The organism is Paraburkholderia sp. GV068, assembly GCF_003058125.1.
Lineage (GTDB): Bacteria > Pseudomonadota > Gammaproteobacteria > Burkholderiales > Burkholderiaceae > Paraburkholderia > Paraburkholderia graminis.
Window position 1 is genome coordinate 1 of sequence record NZ_QBUB01000002.1, and the last position, 14,842, is coordinate 14,842.

The 14,842-nt window shown below is 64.4% G+C and carries 15 protein-coding genes and 1 pseudogene; 9 read left to right on the plus strand and 7 right to left on the minus strand.

Annotated features, from left to right (window positions below):
• Positions 1-96 precede the first annotated feature (96 nt).
• The 4 genes and pseudogenes from C8K18_RS04855 to C8K18_RS04870 form a co-directional block, all read left to right on the plus strand.
• Positions 97-669 (plus strand): annotated as a pseudogene (locus C8K18_RS04855) (type VI secretion system contractile sheath domain-containing protein); the annotation flags it as partial.
• A gap of 7 nt (positions 670-676) precedes the next feature.
• Complete coding sequence (locus C8K18_RS04860; RefSeq protein ID WP_107706833.1) at positions 677-1,354, plus strand: DotU family type IV/VI secretion system protein; 678 nt, start codon at positions 677-679, stop codon at positions 1,352-1,354.
• Between the two features lie 7 nt (positions 1,355-1,361).
• On the plus strand, positions 1,362-1,793 hold the full coding sequence (gene tssE, locus C8K18_RS04865) for a type VI secretion system baseplate subunit TssE (protein WP_053860061.1): 432 nt from the start codon (positions 1,362-1,364) through the stop codon (positions 1,791-1,793).
• Positions 1,794-1,830: 37 nt separating this feature from the next.
• On the plus strand, positions 1,831-2,109 hold the full coding sequence (locus C8K18_RS04870) for a PAAR domain-containing protein (protein ID WP_107706834.1): 279 nt from the start codon (positions 1,831-1,833) through the stop codon (positions 2,107-2,109).
• A gap of 183 nt (positions 2,110-2,292) precedes the next feature.
• Here C8K18_RS04870 and C8K18_RS04875 read toward each other — a convergent pair whose 3' ends face one another.
• Together C8K18_RS04875 and C8K18_RS04880 are read right to left on the minus strand one after the other, a co-directional pair.
• The gene (locus tag C8K18_RS04875; protein WP_107706835.1) at positions 2,293-2,616 is read right to left on the minus strand and encodes a DUF4148 domain-containing protein; all 324 of its coding nucleotides are present in this window, start codon (positions 2,614-2,616) and stop codon (positions 2,293-2,295) included.
• A 111-nt stretch (positions 2,617-2,727) separates the two neighbouring features.
• Positions 2,728-3,756 (minus strand): GlxA family transcriptional regulator, encoded by a 1,029-nt coding sequence (locus C8K18_RS04880; protein WP_107707127.1) that lies wholly within the window; start codon positions 3,754-3,756, stop codon positions 2,728-2,730.
• Between the two features lie 431 nt (positions 3,757-4,187).
• On the opposite strand from C8K18_RS04880, the gene C8K18_RS04885 reads away from it, so the two are divergent.
• The 5 genes from C8K18_RS04885 (at position 4,188) to C8K18_RS04905 (ending at position 8,810) form a co-directional block, all read left to right on the plus strand.
• A complete protein-coding gene (locus tag C8K18_RS04885; protein ID WP_107706836.1) occupies positions 4,188-5,162 on the plus strand; it encodes a choline ABC transporter substrate-binding protein in 975 nt (324 codons plus the stop codon).
• 44 nt (positions 5,163-5,206) lie between these two features.
• Entirely contained in the window at positions 5,207-6,136 is a 930-nt protein-coding gene (locus C8K18_RS04890; RefSeq protein WP_107707128.1) for a 3-keto-5-aminohexanoate cleavage protein, read from the plus strand.
• Positions 6,137-6,180: 44 nt separating this feature from the next.
• Complete coding sequence (locus C8K18_RS04895; RefSeq protein WP_107706837.1) at positions 6,181-7,146, plus strand: L-carnitine dehydrogenase; 966 nt, start codon at positions 6,181-6,183, stop codon at positions 7,144-7,146.
• A 148-nt stretch (positions 7,147-7,294) separates the two neighbouring features.
• The gene (locus tag C8K18_RS04900) at positions 7,295-7,810 is read left to right on the plus strand and encodes a thioesterase family protein (RefSeq protein ID WP_107706838.1); all 516 of its coding nucleotides are present in this window, start codon (positions 7,295-7,297) and stop codon (positions 7,808-7,810) included.
• Positions 7,803-8,810 carry an alpha/beta hydrolase gene (locus tag C8K18_RS04905; protein WP_107706839.1) on the plus strand — a complete coding sequence of 336 codons (1,008 nt, stop codon included), beginning with the start codon at positions 7,803-7,805 and terminating at the stop codon, positions 8,808-8,810. The genes C8K18_RS04900 and C8K18_RS04905 overlap by 8 nt, the downstream gene beginning before the upstream one ends.
• Positions 8,811-8,979: 169 nt before the next feature.
• Here C8K18_RS04905 and C8K18_RS04910 read toward each other — a convergent pair whose 3' ends face one another.
• The 5 genes from C8K18_RS04910 to C8K18_RS04930 all read right to left on the minus strand — a co-directional run bounded on the left by C8K18_RS04910 (position 8,980) and on the right by C8K18_RS04930 (position 14,842).
• Positions 8,980-9,951 carry a response regulator gene (locus C8K18_RS04910; protein ID WP_006049455.1) on the minus strand — a complete coding sequence of 324 codons (972 nt, stop codon included), beginning with the start codon at positions 9,949-9,951 and terminating at the stop codon, positions 8,980-8,982.
• A gap of 311 nt (positions 9,952-10,262) precedes the next feature.
• On the minus strand, positions 10,263-10,937 hold the full coding sequence (locus C8K18_RS04915) for an HAD family hydrolase (protein ID WP_029970088.1): 675 nt from the start codon (positions 10,935-10,937) through the stop codon (positions 10,263-10,265).
• 56 nt (positions 10,938-10,993) lie between these two features.
• The gene (locus C8K18_RS04920) at positions 10,994-11,641 is read right to left on the minus strand and encodes a DUF2894 domain-containing protein (protein ID WP_107706840.1); all 648 of its coding nucleotides are present in this window, start codon (positions 11,639-11,641) and stop codon (positions 10,994-10,996) included.
• Positions 11,642-11,657: 16 nt separating this feature from the next.
• Positions 11,658-12,305: an OmpA family protein gene (locus tag C8K18_RS04925; protein ID WP_029970086.1), complete on the minus strand. Its 648-nt coding sequence runs from the start codon at positions 12,303-12,305 to the stop codon at positions 11,658-11,660.
• A gap of 5 nt (positions 12,306-12,310) precedes the next feature.
• Entirely contained in the window at positions 12,311-14,842 is a 2,532-nt protein-coding gene (locus tag C8K18_RS04930; RefSeq protein ID WP_107706841.1) for a DUF802 domain-containing protein, read from the minus strand.

Genomic DNA, 14,842 nt, shown 5'->3' on the forward strand with positions numbered 1-14,842 from the left:
GAGATCATCGCCGCTCAAAGCGGCCATTATCCCTTCGTCGAGGTGTATCAATTCCTCAGTGCCGACGGTGTATCAATTTACAGGTGCCGATGACATCCTCAGGCCGGTGGCCTGATACCTGATCTGCCGGTCCATCTTTACGATCTCGATACGGGCCATCTGGGCAAGATCGCCTCTGACGCGCTGATTCCCGAAACCCGCGAATTCGAGTTCGCCGACCAGGGTCTCATAGCGCTTTCGTACACCAGCAATCACGACTACGCGTGCTTCTATTCCGCGCATTCGACGCAGAAGCCTGCTGTCTTCGACACGCGCGACGCTGCGGCCAACAGCCGTATCAATGCGCGCCTGCCGTACGTCTTCCTGCTCTCGCGTATCGCGCACCATCTCAAGTTGATCCAGCGCGAGAATATTGGCACCACGAAGGACCGCCGTCTGCTGGAACTTGAACTGAACACCTGGATCCGCTCGCTCGTCACGGTCATGACAACACCGGGGGACGACCTGCAAAGCTCGCATCCGCTGCGTGAAGCCCGCGTCGTGGTGGAGGACATTGAAGACAATCCAGGTTTTTTTCGCGTTGCACTCTTCATTGTTCCGCACTTCCAGATCGAGGGCATGGACGTGAGTCTGTCGCTCACGTCGCAAATGCCGAAGGCAAAGCGCTGAACCACTCATGAAATTCGCCACAGCACAACCGACCCATGATCTGCTGCCTGTCGCCCTGCGCGACGCGGCACGCACTGTCGTTGCACTTCGCAGCGCAAACCCACCCTCGCAGGAAGTCCTGCGCGAAGATTCCGACGCCCAGGTTGCCAGCCTGCGTGAGGAACTGCAGAGGCGTGGCCATCCGCAGGATGTGATCGATGACGCGCTCTATGCGCATTGCGCGCTGATCGACGAAGCGGCCCTGAACGGGCTCCACGGAACCGCGCGCGATGCATGGGAACGCGAACCACTGCAGTTGCGGGCGTTCGGCCGCAATGATGCGGGCGAAGAACTACTCCGGCGGATGGGTCAGCGCCTGCGCGACGCGAAGCCCGTGCTGCCTCTTCTGGCGATCTTCGCCGTCGTGCTCGGACTCGGGTTCAAGGGTCGTTATGCGCTGAACGAGGCCGAGGCGCGCATGAAGCTCATCGGTTCAATCGACGAACGTCTTGCGCGCGCCACGAGTGGCGGCGCAGACAGAAATGCGCCCGATCGGTCAGGCCCGCTGGTGGTGAACCCCTCGCGCTCGCGCCAGCGCCCGCTGTCACCGCTGGCGTGGGTTTTCGTCGCCTGTATCGCTGCGGGACTTGTCTGGCTTGCCATCGACCGGTGGCTGCTGTCGTCGATCGCCGGCATGGCGAATTGAGGCGCGCATGCGTACAGGACCAGGACTTTTCGAGCGGATCACGGGGCATTTTGCCGACGGCTCGACGGTGACCGATTTTTCACCGGAGGAACAGACGTTCTTTTCGGTGCGGGACAACATCGAACGCATCCTTAACAGCCGGCGTCGGTCGCTCGCGCACCTGCCGGACTTCGGACTCGATGACCTGTCGGAAATCTACCGGCATCTGCCCTCGTCGACACACAGGCTCCGCAATGCCATCGAGTCGACGTTGCTCAAGTACGAGCCACGCCTGAAGGCAGTCGAGATCGAAGTGCACGCTTCGGAGCCCGGCGTAATGGTCAGCTTCACGATGGCTTGTCGCCTGCATCAGGAAGGGCTCGTACGGTTCGACACGGTATTCACGCCTGACGGAAAGACCCGTCTGAAGATGTTGCAGGCAGCGCGCGAGCGGTACTGATCCGGTAGAACAACTTCAACTCTAGACGGAGATTGGCATGGCAATGATGCTGGCAGTTAAGGGCAACAAGACGACGACCGGCGGCGTGGTACTCGAAGGTGACGAGAACTTCTCCGACGAAAATGGCGCGCTCGCGAAAGATGGAGGACTTGCGTCGTGCGCACGCTGCGGACACAACGGTCCCATGCTCGGCACAGCGACAGGCTGGGGGTTGACGGGTGCAACAGCCGCCGTGAAAGACAACGATATCGTCGCATGCCAGTGCCCGCGCGGGACAAACCGCGTGATCGCCCGGTCCGAGTACTACGACGAATAGACCATTCGTAGCGACGTCATTTGGGCAAAACCGCCTCACCACGGATTTGTTGGACCATCTGGTAAACGACAAAGCCTGGCACATGGCCAGGCTTTGAAGTGGCTTGTCAGCAGTCGAAAACGGCACGCCGAGGCGTGCCTTTTTTTACCCATCGCGCGACGAACCTCGCCGCGCCGCCGTCAATCAGTGGCCGACATAAACCGGCGCCGAATACGAGCTCGAAGTGACCTCAGCCCGGCTGCCTGCTTGCGACGATCCATTGGTCGCCGAGCCATAGCCGCTCGTCTGAGCGGTGCCGTTCTGCGCGGCGACGCGCGCTTCGGCGGCCTGGATGTTCGCCGGGTAATCGTAGTCGTTCGACGTGGCCGGGTTGTAACCGGCCTTCTCCAGTTGAACCAGTTCGGCGCGAACCTGAGCGCGCGTGACCGGCTGGTTCGACTGGGCAAAAGCAGCAAGCGGTGCGGAAATAAGAGCGGCGATAACAGCAGCTTCGATCAGCGATTTCATGATGACCTACCTCCAGAGATTGTTTTGTCAGGCGCTGAAGGCGTTGTGTCTTCAGCCGATGAACACAGTCTAGGAGGCCGGCGACCTAGGGTAAACCCCGAATCGGTGAATTCACTGTTGCTGCGCTTGTGATAATCCTTCAACACGTGCATTAATTAGCGCTTTGGGTGGCACCAAACCGCCGCTCGCCTGCCGGTCGCTCCTCGGGCTTGCACCGAATCGCGCACGATAAGTCCGCGAGAAGTGCGACGGCGACTCGAATCCGCAGGCGACGCAAATCGACGTGATCGACATGTCGGTCTGTTGCAAAAGCTCGCGCGCGCGGCCGAGCCGCAGTTGCAGATAGAAGTGCGTCGGCGTGTCCTTCAGCGACGCGCAAAAGAGCCGCTCCAACTGGCGGCGCGTCACGCCGATTTCCTGCGCGAGCCGGTCGGGCGTCAGCGGCTCTTCCATGTGCTGCTCCATCACGCCGATCACCTGGATCAGCTTGCGGTTGTGCACGCCGTAGCGCGCGGCAATCTCCATGCGCTGATGGTCGGAGCGCTGACGGATGCGGCTCACCACGAACTGCTCCGACACCGCCGACGCGAGCGCCGCGCCGTGCTTGCGTCCGATCAGGTCGAGCATCATGTCGATCGATGCAGTGCCGCCCGCGCACGTGATGCGCCGCGCGCCGATCTCGAACAGTTCCTGACTGGCATCCAGCGACGGATAACGCTCGCGAAATGCCGAAAGCGCCTCCCAATGCACGGTCACGTTGTCCGCGCCGCCCAGCAGCCCGGCTTCGGCGAGCACGAAGCTGCCCGTGTCGATGCCGCCGAGCGTCGCGCCCGCGCGCTCGAGCCGCTTCAACGATTCGGCGAGTTCGCGCGTGTAGCAGGCGAGCGGCTCGAAGCCCGCCACGACGAAGAGCGTCGCCGTGCTGTCCGTGCCACCCAGATCACGCACGTCGCCGATGGCCGCGTCCGCGTTGATCGAAATCCCGTTGCTCGCTGCAACCGGCGCGCCGTCCAGACTGAGAATGCGCCATCGGTACAACTCGCCGCGAAAGCGGTTCGCCACGCGCAAGGGCTCGACGGCGGACATGAAGCCGATCGCCGAATAGCCCGGCAGCAGCAAAAACGATATTTCTTCAGGCATGTCGCGGGAATCCGGTGAAAGGCGGCGTGAAAGTGACAAGCCGTCGAAAGCAGCGAAAAGCGCAAGTGAACGTGCGGTTTCCGGCGAGCGTAGCAAGCAGACTGCGAGCGGACAAGGCGCGCCAAAATTGGTCCATAGCCGATGCCGTGCCGCAATGCCGCCGGAAGCTCGCTGCAATGCCGACGCCCGCTCGCGCATGCTGGTTTTCCCTCGTTGTCGCGTGGAAGCAAGAACGGGTCGCTGATGGTCGCTTTGGCGGCAATATGGGGCATTAACGTTAGTGCCATTCCAACCGCATCGTCGATGGACTCACATAGCACCTCACGCATCACTTAGCACTTGCCGGTGGGCCGCGCTTCGCATTCGCGCATCAAAGCGGCCCTTTCGAAAACGCGCTGTCAGACGTGCATAAGCGTCAATAGGGGAAGGTCATGAAGTCACGCATCACCACGCTGCTTGCACAGCTTACCCGGCTTGCCTGCCTCGCGGCCGCGGGCAGCGCCGCCGTCGCCGCGCTGCCCGCGTTCGCGCAGGACCCGCCCGCGTGCCGCGCGGTGCGTTTCGCCGACATCGGCTGGACGGACATCACGTCGACCACCGCGCTCGCCTCCACGGTCTTCGAAGGGCTCGGTTATCAGCCGGTCACCACCGTTGCTTCGGTGCCGATTTCGTTTGCGGGTCTGAAGACGAAACAGCTCGACGTGTCGCTCGGCTACTGGTGGCCGGTGCAGGAGAAAGCGATTGCGCCGTTCGTCGACTCGAAGGCAATCGACGTGCTGCAGCCGCCCAACCTGACCGGCGCAAAAGCAACCTTCGCCGTGCCCGGCTATGCGTACGACGCGGGCCTCAAGACATTCGCCGACATCGCGAAACATCGCGATCAGCTCGACGGCAAGATCTACGGCATCGAGCCTGGCAGCAGCGCCAACGCGGCCATTCAGAAGATGATCGCCACCAACAAGTTCGGGCTCGGCGGCTTCAAGCTGATCGAATCGAGCGAAGCCGGCATGCTCGTTTCAGTGGAGCGCGCGATCCGCGACAAGAAATGGGTGGTGTTTCTCGGCTGGGAACCGCATCCGATGAACATTCAGATCGACATGAAGTACCTGTCCGGCAGCGACGGCGTGTTCGGCCCAAACGACGGCGAAGCGCGCGTTTATACGTTGACGTCGCCCGACTACCTGACGCGTTGCCCCAACGCGGGCAAGCTCGTAAGCAACCTGCGCTTTTCGACGCAGCTCGAAAACGTGGTGATGCAATCGGTGATGAACAAGCAAAAGCCCGCCGATGCCGCGAAAGCCTATCTGAAGAAAAACCCGCAAATACTCGACGCGTGGCTCGCCGGCGTGAAGACCTACGACGGCAAGGACGGTTTGCCTGCGGTGAAAGCCTATCTCGGGCTTTGATTCCCGAAGCGTCGCGCATTGAACATCTACAGGAACTTGCACGCATGAACCATGAAGTCATCGTGACCTGCGCGGTCACCGGCGCCGGCGACACCGTCGGCAAGCATCCCGCGATTCCGGTTACGCCGAAGCAGATCGCCGAGGCCGCCATCGAAGCCGCGAAAGCGGGCGCGACCGTCGCGCACTGCCACGTCCGCGATCCGAGGACCGGACGCGGCAGCCGCGATCCGCAGTTGTATCGCGAAGTGGTCGACCGAATCCGCTCGTCGGGCACGGACGTCATCATCAATCTGACGGCGGGCATGGGCGGCGATCTGGAAATCGGTCCCGGCGAAGATCCCATGCGCTTCGGCGCGAACACGGATCTGGTCGGCGGCCTGACGCGCCTCGCGCATGTCGAGGAGCTGTTGCCGGAAATCTGCACGCTCGATTGCGGCACGCTCAATTTCGGCGACGGCGACTACATCTATGTATCGACGCCCGCGCAATTGCGCGCCGGTGCAGCGCGCATTCAGGAACTGGGCGTAAAACCCGAACTGGAGATCTTCGACACGGGGCACTTGTGGTTCGCGAAGCAGTTGCTCAAGGAAGGGCTGCTCGACGCGCCGCCGCTCTTTCAGTTGTGCCTCGGCATTCCCTGGGGGGCGCCCGCCGATACGGCGACCATGAAAGCGATGGCCGACAACCTGCCGCCCGGCGCGCAATGGGCCGGCTTCGGCATCGGCCGCATGCAGATGCCGATGGTCGCGCAGGCGATGCTGCTCGGCGGCCACGTGCGCGTCGGCCTCGAAGACAACATCTGGCTCGATAAAGGTGTGCCCGCAACCAACGGCACGCTCGTGCAGCGCGCGGTGGAAATCATCGAGCGTCTTGGCGGACGCGCACTGACGCCCGCCGAAGGCCGGCGCAAGCTCGGCTTGCCCGCGCGCGGCGAACGGCAACTCGAACGGCGCGCAGCCGGCGAATACGCGTGATCGCGACAACCAGCAACGCATAGGCAAACAAGGAAACGTCAGCAATGGCAGTGATCGTCAACATCAAAACATTTGCCGCGATCGGCGCGGGCGTGATCGGCAGCGGCTGGGTGGCGCGCGCGCTCGCGCATGGGCTCGACGTGATCGCGTGGGATCCGGCGCCGGGCGCGGAAAAACAGTTGCGCGAGAACGTCGCGAATGCATGGCCCGCGCTCGAGCGCGTCGGCCTCGCGGAAGGCGCGTCGCCATCGCGATTGCGCTTTGTCGATACGATCGAGGCGTGTGTCGCCGACGCCGACTTCATTCAGGAAAGCGCGCCCGAGCGCGAGGAATTGAAGCTCGCGTTGCACGAACAGATCAGCCGCGCGGCGAAGCCCGACGCGATCATCGCGTCGTCGACGTCCGGGCTTTTGCCGAGCGATTTCTATGCGCGCGCTGTGAACCCGGAGCGCTGCATCGTCGGGCATCCGTTCAATCCGGTTTATCTGCTGCCGCTCGTGGAAGTGCTCGGCGGCGAGCGCACGGCTTCTGAGACCATCGACGCCGCGCTGCGCATTTATCGCTCGCTATCGATGCGCCCGCTGCGGGTTCGCAAGGAAGTGCCCGGCTTCATCGCCGACCGGCTGCTCGAAGCGCTGTGGCGCGAGGCGCTGCATCTGGTCAACGAGGGCGTCGCGACCACCGGCGAAATCGACGACGCAATCCGCTTCGGCGCGGGCATCCGCTGGTCTTTCATGGGGACCTTCCTCACCTACACGCTCGCGGGTGGCGACGCGGGCATGCGCCATTTCATGCAGCAATTCGGTCCCGCGCTGGAGCTTCCGTGGACTAAACTGATAGCGCCGAAGCTGACGGACGAACTGATCGACCGCGTTGTCGACGGCACCGCCGAACAGGTCGGCCCGCGCTCGATCAAGCAACTGGAGCGCTATCGCGACGACTGCATCACGAGCGTGCTCGCGGCGATTGGCGAGGCCAAGGCGCGGCATGGGTTGACGGCTGCGGATTGACAATTTGCGGATTGAAGATCGGCGGATCGGCGTCCGCCGATCGGTGCGAGCGCGACCGCAAGCCACGCCGCGCACGGGGCGCGCGACCCGATTCGCGCGTCGCACGCCGCACGCCGCACACAAACCCAAGACCACGGAGACCCGCAGCATGCCGCAAACCGCTTCTTCCCTGCCCTGCTATCGCGACACGGTCCGCGCGGAATGGGTCGACTACAACGGCCATTTGCGCGACGCGTTCTACATGCTGATCTTCAGCTTCGCGACCGACGAGCTGATCGACCGGATCGGTTTGCCCGACACCGTGCGCAAGGAACGCGGCCGCTCTATCTACACGCTCGAAGCGCACATCAACTATCTGCATGAGATCAAGCAAGGCACGCGCGTGCGTGTGGATATGCGCGTGCTCGCGCATGACACCAAGCGGCTGCATCTCTACCTCGAAATGTTCGCCGACGAAGGCGACACGCCGGTCGCCGCCGGCGAGCAAATGCTGCTGCATGTCGATACGAGCGGGCCGCGCTCGGTCGCATTCGACGCCGACGTCGCCGCGCGCGTAAAAGAACTGGCCGACGCGCAAGCCGCATTACCCGCCGCCGCCTACGCGGGCCGCATGATCGGCCTGCCCGCCGCCGCGCAACGCAGCCGGAGCCAACAGCATGCTTGAGCCGCAAATGGCGGCGTTCATCGCGCGAGCCGCCGCGCTGTATCCCGGAGGACATAACACGTCGGGCGCGTCCATCGCGCCGCCCGAGCAACGCGAAGCCTATGACCGTTACGCGGCCGCGCTCACTCCGCCGTTGCCGCCGGAAGTCGTCACCGAAGATGCGCAATTCCAGACTGCCGCGGGTCATCCGATTGCGTTGCGGCTCTATCGCAACCGTGCCAAAGCGGACGACATGCCGCGCGGCGTCGTGCTGTACTTCCACGGCGGCGGCTTCGTGCTTGGATCGCTGGACAGCCATCAACTGATCACGGCGCGCCTTGCCGCGGACACGGGCCTCGACTTGATCGCCGTCGATTACCGGCTCGCGCCCGAACACCGCGCGCCGGCCGCGCACGACGACTGCCTGGAGATCACGCGCGCCGCTCTGCAACGCGGGCTGCCCTTCAATCTTCCCGCCGACGCCGCGTTGCAACTGGCCGGCGACAGTGCCGGCGGCACGCTCGCGGCCAGCGTGGCGATGCGTTTGCGCGACGAGGGCATCGACGGCATACGCGGTGTTGCGCTGATCTACCCGATGCTCGGCACCGACCCGCAGCCGCCCGCACGCGATACCGAAGCGCACGCGCCGATGCTGACGCTCGCCGACGTCCACGCGTTTCGCGACATGTATTGGGGCGGAAGTTGTGGCGAAAGTCGGGGCGGAACTTGGGGCGGAACTTGGGGCGAAAGCGCGCCGTATCCCGAGTGGACGGTGCCGCTCGACGCCGCACGTTATGGCAGCCTTCCGCCTACGCTCGCGATCGGCGCGGAGCACGATCCGCTCAGAGACGACGCTCGCGTATTCGCCGAACGCATTCAGGCGGCGGGCGGACAAGCGCGGCTATGGATCGGCGCGGGACTCGTGCATGGCTGCTGGCGCGCCATCGAATCGAGCCCTGGCGTGCAAGCCATGCATGACGAAGTGTGCCGCTTTCTGTGCGCGAACGCCGGAGCGGCTTGAGCGGCTCATTCGCATGGGCCTTATGGGCGATCAATAAAACCGCGCCAATGCGCCGTCATCCAGGCACCATTGCGCGAGCCCTATCGGAATTGCATGGCTCTTGTCGCGCATGAATGGCCACATCGCGCATTTCCCCAACAGCATGGAATGTCTCGTCGTGCCGGCAGCCCTAGCGTGCCCGGTCGCTGCGCCATTGCGCGAACGTCAGCGGCCTGACGCCGCCTTGCGCCACTTCCGGCGACTCCACCTGGCTCCAGCAGTAGAACGCGTCGCCCCAACCGGGAATGGGCTGCGGCTTGAGCATTCTGAATTCGACATTCGACCGGAACGCAAGATGCGGCCAGAAGAGCGGCATGACCTCGCGCACGGCCATCTGCCTGAGCAACTCGGCCGGGCCGCTTTCGTCCGCGACGATTTCGCCTTGCGCAATCCAGTCGTGCTCGGCCCACGCGACGAACACGCTCGCCCTTCCCTCGCGATCGAACATCAGAATGGCGTTCTGCTCGGGACGCCAGTAATACTCGACGATGCCTTTGTCCTTCACGACCTGATCGATCACGCTGCGCGTGCGCGGATCGCAATACGTGATGCCGTTCTCGCCCAACGCGAGCCAACCGGCCTCGGAGCAATGGCGGCTCTTCGCGTCCTTCAGAAAATGCACGAGCCGGTTCGCCGAATCCGCGTCGGTCTTGCGCAGATATAAATCGACAATGCCCGCATTGAATGCCTTGACGGCGACGGTTTCGTCGGCGACGCCCGTCAGCAGGATTTTCGCGCAATGCAGGTTGGAGATGGACGACAGAAACTCGACGCCGCTTATACCCGGCATGTCGTAGTCCACCACGACCGCGGCCACCTCGGAGAAACGCGAATCGCGCGCCAGCACGTCGCGCTGCGGCGACGTTTCGACGAAGCGTTCAAAGCCCGTCTCGCTCAAACACGCGGAAGCCGGCGCGAACTCGAGCGAGTTTTCGCGCGCGTGCTGACGGATAAAAGCCAGCGCCGTTTGCGGACGCGAGAAAAACAGATTGGTGGAAACATCCGGGAAGAAACGGCGCAGCGCGTCGAGGTAGTTGTCGTTGTCGTCGACGAAAACAACCGTGGTCGGATAGGAGACGGGTGGTCGAATAAACTTGTTCATATTTTCACGTGGTTCGTCAGCTCCGCCGCAGGCGGGATCGCCGTGACAGGCTCGCCGGTCGCCGCATGCGCTCACGTGGAACATGCCGGGCGCGCCGCCACTGCGTACACGCCGGTCTTTCTATCGCTGTTGCCGGGCCGGTTCCCGTTGATCCATATAGTACAGGGAGTGCAGGGCTCCTGGCTGCAACAGTACAAAGTTCCGTGTGTTTGCAGCAGCGTATGCGGTCTGAATGAAACCAATGGCGATGCAAAAAACGCGGCGCGGCCAGCGCATTTCGTCGCGGCCGCGTCATGCCGCAATGCGCGCGTCTACGGTCGCGAGGCTACTTCGTCGAGATGATCGAGCAGAGCCGCGGGGTCGTCGTAGACGCGCAGTGCGCCGGCCCGTTCGAGTTCTTCCGTGCCGTAGCCGCCCGACAGCAGGCCCACGCCGAGCGCGCGGCAGCGGCGCGCCGCGAGCATGTCCCAGATGCTGTCGCCGACCACGACCGAATGTTCGATCTGCACGCCGAGACGTTCGGCGGCCGCGATGAAAAGATCGGGATCGGGCTTCGCGTATTTGACGTCGTCGCGCGTCACGACGACTGCTTTTGACGGATCGACGCCGAGCGCCTCGAGATTCACCGCCGCGGTTTCCATGCGGCCGCTGGTCGCCACGGCCCACGGCGTGCCCGCCTGCGTGAGCGCATCGAGCAGCTCGCGCGCGCCAGGCAGCGGACATACTTGCGCGCGCAACCTTTTATACGCCGCCGCATGCGCATGACGAAGACGCTCGCCGCGCTCGGCGCTGATGTCGCCGTGCGTCTCGCGCAGAAGCTGATTGGTGAAGAGACCGCCGCTCATGCCGATCTTTCGATGAATCCGCCACACCGACAGCGAAATGCCTTCGCTGTCGAGCGCTTCTTTCCAGGCCAGCACGTGTTGATAGACGCTATCGACGAGCGTGCCGTCGAGATCGAACAGAAATGAGGTCTGGATACGCATGGTGGGCTCCTTTCGATGGCTACCCGCCAATATGCCACGTCAAGCGCCGCGAGGCATCAGCGCGTCTTGCCGCGCCCGCCCCTGGCGCCCGTCGCCGCGCGCGGCGGCTCCTTGCTGGGCGGGGCGCCGCCGTTCAATTGCTCGATCCACGACAACGCGTCGACATACGAGAGAAACTGTTTCAGATAGCCCGGCGACAACTCGCGCATCAGCGACAGCGAGCGATGCACGAGGCTGCTCGAATTGAGCGGCCCGGCGTTGCCGGGCGCCGGTTGCAGCGACTGCCGCAACTGCTTGTCGGTGCGGACTTTGGCCCACGTCTGCCGGAAATAATCGAGTTCGGGGAGTTCGGGATAGGCGGCGTGATTGCGCTCGCGGTGTTGCGGCGCGCTTTGCAATTCGGCGATGAGCTGGACGAGCGGGCCTGCGCCTGTTGTCGATTCGGCTGTGCGGGCAGCGTTATCGGTTTTCATCGCGCCGCATGCGTCGGGCTCGGCCGCAGCTATTTGCCGCGCATACGCATCAAGCAACACGGCGAGCCTCTCGTCAAGCACGCGGCGAGTCTCGCCGCGCTGCGCGGCGGCACGCCGCTCCAACGCGTCGATGAAACGAAACCGCGGCGGATCGACACGATCGGCGCCGCGCTCGCGCCACGCGTCGAGCGTGGCGCGCGGCGTCTGTGTGTCGCCTGCGGCTTCAGTCATGGGATCGCTCGCGCTGTTACTCACGAGGCTTTCCCGCGGCCGCCGAGAGTCTCGGCACCGGCGCGATTTCCACGCGACGGTTGCGCGCGCGCCCTTGCTCGTCGGCGTTCGAACTGACGGGCTGGCCGGAGCCGAATGCCGCCGCGAACAGCGACGGCGCCGGCACGCCCGCCTCGATCAACGCGCGCGTCACCGTCAGCGCGCGCTGCGCCGACAACTCCCAGTTGTCCGCGAAACGGCGATTGCCTTCGCGCAGCCGCTGATCGTCGGTAAAGCCGCTCACCATCAGGATCTGGTCGCTCGCGCGCAGATAGGCGGACAGCGGGCCGGCCAGGCTCTTCAATAGATCGCGCCCTTGCGGCTGCAACTGGTCGGAGTTGAGCGCGAACAGCACATTGCCGCTGATGCCGATGCGCCCGTTCACGAGCGTCACGCGGCCGGCCGCGAGCGGGCCGGCGAGCGCCTCTTCGAGCGTCTTGCGGCGCTGCGTTTCAACCTGACGCTGCTTGACCTCCTGCTCGAGCTTGTTCGACAGTTCCAGTTGCACGCCGATGACGGCCACCAGAATCAGCATGAACGCGCCGAGCAGCACGGACATCATGTCGCCGAACGCCGCCCAGATCGGCGTGCCCGGCTCGACGCCGCCGTCGATGTCCTCGCTCATCCCGCTCATGCCGCCTCGACTCCGTCAGCCGAGCGCCGCGCCGCAAGCTGCTGCAGATCTTCGACAATCTGCTTTTGCGACATCACGCTCAGATCGATAACTTCGCGCGCCTGCGCCACGTAGTAGGCAAGCTGTTCGTCGCTGCGCGTGAGCGACTTGTCGAGCGCCGCTTCGATTCTCTCCAGATGCGCGACGAGCTTGTCGTTCGATTCGCCGAACAACTGCACCGCCGCGCCGAACGCGTCGCTGAGGCTCGCCACTTCGACGGCGCCGCCCGCGATCTGCGCGGCTATCGCGCCGATCTTGTCGGCCTCGGCCTCGACCTTGTCGGTGAAACGCGTGCCGACGCGTTCGAGCAATTCCGCCGACGTCGCGACGAGCGCATCGACCGCCGTGCGCTGTTCCGTGGATGCATGGTTGACCGCGTCCAGCAGCGTTTCCAGGGTTTCGAGCAGACGGCTGCGCTCCTGCAGCATCGCCGTGTCGCGCACCATGCTGTCCGACAGCTTCTGCCGCAACTCGGCGACCACTTCGGCAGCGGCCTTCGGCGCCTCGGACGCCGCCTGCACGAGCCGCGAAATTTCAGCGATGGTTTCGCTGGCATGCGCCTGCGTCTGAGCCGAAATATCGCGCGCGGTCTGCTCGAGCGTGTCGCAAATCTGCTGCTGACGGTTGGCCGTCAGTTCGCCGGCTTGCTGCCATTCCTGGCTGAGGGCGGTTGCCATCGAGTCGAGCTTCGATGTCCATGCGGTGAGGCGTGCTTCGTTGTGTTCGCCCGCTTGCTGCCATTCCTTGGTGAGGGCGTTCGCCATCGAGTCCAGCTTGGATGTCCATGCCGCGAGGCGCGCTTCGTTGTGTTCGCCGGCTTGCTGCCATTCCTTGCCGAGCATCGCCACCATCGAATCGAGCTTCGACGTCCACGCCGCGAGACGCGCTTCGTTGTGCTCTCCCGCCTGCTGCCATTCCTTGCCGAGGGCGCTCGCCATCGAGTCCAGCTTCGACGTCCATGCCGTGAGCCGCTCTTCGTTATGCTCCCCGGCTTGCTGCCATTTCTCGCTGAGCGTGTTCGCCATCGCATCGAGCTTCGCGGTCCACACCGCGAGCCGCGCTTCGTTCTGCTCGCCCGCCTGCTGCCATTCCTTGCCGATCATGCCCGCCATCGACTCGAGCTTCGCCGTCCACGCCGCGAGCCGCGCTTCGTCTCGCGAGGCCAGTTGCGTCTGCAAGTCCGCATGCGACTCGCCGACGTTGCGCACCAGCGACGCCGAATGCTCCGCGAACGTCGCCGCCGCCGCAACCAGCGCCTGCTCGTGACGCGCCGCCAGCGTCGCGCCCGACTGCTCGTGGCGCGACAGCGCGTCGTTCCACGTCTGCGAAAGCTTGCCCGCGGCGGTTTCGAGGCGCGCGGAAACGCCGTCGACAAGTCCCGCCGAGCGCTCGTCGAACGTCTGCGTGAAGCGCTCCAGCGAAGCCTGCAATTGCTGCGTCATTGCATCGTTCGAACGTTGCTGGCCGGCAAGCGCCTCGTTCCAGATGCCCGCGATCTTGCCGGTAGCCGACTCGAAACCGTTCGACAGCGCATCCAGTTGCCGCTGCACCGCCTGCGAGACGCTCTCGTGCAACGAGGCGCTTTCGCGCGCGAGGCCGGCCATCGTCGCCTGCATGACCGGTTCGAGCGCCGCGCCGGCAGCACGCGTGCTGTCCGCGACGCTCTGCTTCAACGACTGCTCGACCGATGCGGCGAGCCGCGTGTACGCGGCCTGCGCCTTGTTGTGAAACGTCTCCTGGCTTGCAAGCTGGCGCTCGTTGAAAGCGAGGCTGTGCTGCTCCATCGCGGCCATCATCGTTTGCAGACGGTCGACCAGCGTCGGCATCAGTTCCGCTTGCCGTTGCAGGAGCCGGAAGCTCTCGTCGCGCTGATGAGCCTGCGAATAGATGCGCAGGCTCGTGGCGATCCTAAGGTCGAGCTGTTGCGCCGCTTCGAGCCGCTCGCGACGGCACAACGCCGACAACAGGCCCAGCATCGCGGAACTCGCCACGCCCGCGATCGACGTACCGAACGCGAAGCCCAGGCCCTTCACCGGCGCGGCCAGCGAAGCGCGGATCGCGGCCAGATCGGTTGCGCTTTCGAGCGCCATGCCGGTGCCGCGCAAGGTCACGACCATGCCGAGCAGCGTGCCGAGCATGCCGAGCAGCACCAGCAAGCCGACGAGATAAGGCGTGAGCGCAGGCCCCGGCAACGCGACGCGCTCGCCTTCGATGCGAAGACGAACCGTATTGCGCAAGCCCGGATGCAATTCCTCGAGCCACGCGCCAAGCCGCGGCGGCGGCTCGGCGAGGCGCGCGACGGCGCGAGTGAGCGTCGCAGTCGCCGTGCTATAGCGCCGCAATTCGAGCGCGCCAGCAAGATAAATCGCGCCGATCAGCAGCGTGACGGCCAGCGCCAGCCAGTTGGACCCGACATAGCCGATGGCAATGCCGCACACCGCGGCGAGACCTGCCGCGAACACAACGAGATCAATACGATATCTGGACAT

What these genes read in the sequence shown, in the direction of transcription:
- C8K18_RS04860 (WP_107706833.1), top strand. Translation starts at nt 677, where the DNA reads ATGAAATTCGCCACAGCACAACCGACCCATGATCTGCTGCCTGTCGCC.
- tssE (WP_053860061.1), top strand. Translation starts at nt 1,362, where the DNA reads ATGCGTACAGGACCAGGACTTTTCGAGCGGATCACGGGGCATTTTGCC.
- C8K18_RS04870 (WP_107706834.1), top strand. Translation starts at nt 1,831, where the DNA reads ATGGCAATGATGCTGGCAGTTAAGGGCAACAAGACGACGACCGGCGGC.
- C8K18_RS04875 (WP_107706835.1), bottom strand. Translation starts at nt 2,616, where the DNA reads ATGAAATCGCTGATCGAAGCTGCTGTTATCGCCGCTCTTATTTCCGCA.
- C8K18_RS04880 (WP_107707127.1), bottom strand. Translation starts at nt 3,756, where the DNA reads ATGCCTGAAGAAATATCGTTTTTGCTGCTGCCGGGCTATTCGGCGATC.
- C8K18_RS04885 (WP_107706836.1), top strand. Translation starts at nt 4,188, where the DNA reads ATGAAGTCACGCATCACCACGCTGCTTGCACAGCTTACCCGGCTTGCC.
- C8K18_RS04890 (WP_107707128.1), top strand. Translation starts at nt 5,207, where the DNA reads ATGAACCATGAAGTCATCGTGACCTGCGCGGTCACCGGCGCCGGCGAC.
- C8K18_RS04895 (WP_107706837.1), top strand. Translation starts at nt 6,181, where the DNA reads ATGGCAGTGATCGTCAACATCAAAACATTTGCCGCGATCGGCGCGGGC.
- C8K18_RS04900 (WP_107706838.1), top strand. Translation starts at nt 7,295, where the DNA reads ATGCCGCAAACCGCTTCTTCCCTGCCCTGCTATCGCGACACGGTCCGC.
- C8K18_RS04905 (WP_107706839.1), top strand. Translation starts at nt 7,803, where the DNA reads ATGCTTGAGCCGCAAATGGCGGCGTTCATCGCGCGAGCCGCCGCGCTG.
- C8K18_RS04910 (WP_006049455.1), bottom strand. Translation starts at nt 9,951, where the DNA reads ATGAACAAGTTTATTCGACCACCCGTCTCCTATCCGACCACGGTTGTT.
- C8K18_RS04915 (WP_029970088.1), bottom strand. Translation starts at nt 10,937, where the DNA reads ATGCGTATCCAGACCTCATTTCTGTTCGATCTCGACGGCACGCTCGTC.
- C8K18_RS04920 (WP_107706840.1), bottom strand. Translation starts at nt 11,641, where the DNA reads ATGACTGAAGCCGCAGGCGACACACAGACGCCGCGCGCCACGCTCGAC.
- C8K18_RS04925 (WP_029970086.1), bottom strand. Translation starts at nt 12,305, where the DNA reads ATGAGCGAGGACATCGACGGCGGCGTCGAGCCGGGCACGCCGATCTGG.
- C8K18_RS04930 (WP_107706841.1), bottom strand. Translation starts at nt 14,842, where the DNA reads ATGTCCAGATATCGTATTGATCTCGTTGTGTTCGCGGCAGGTCTCGCC.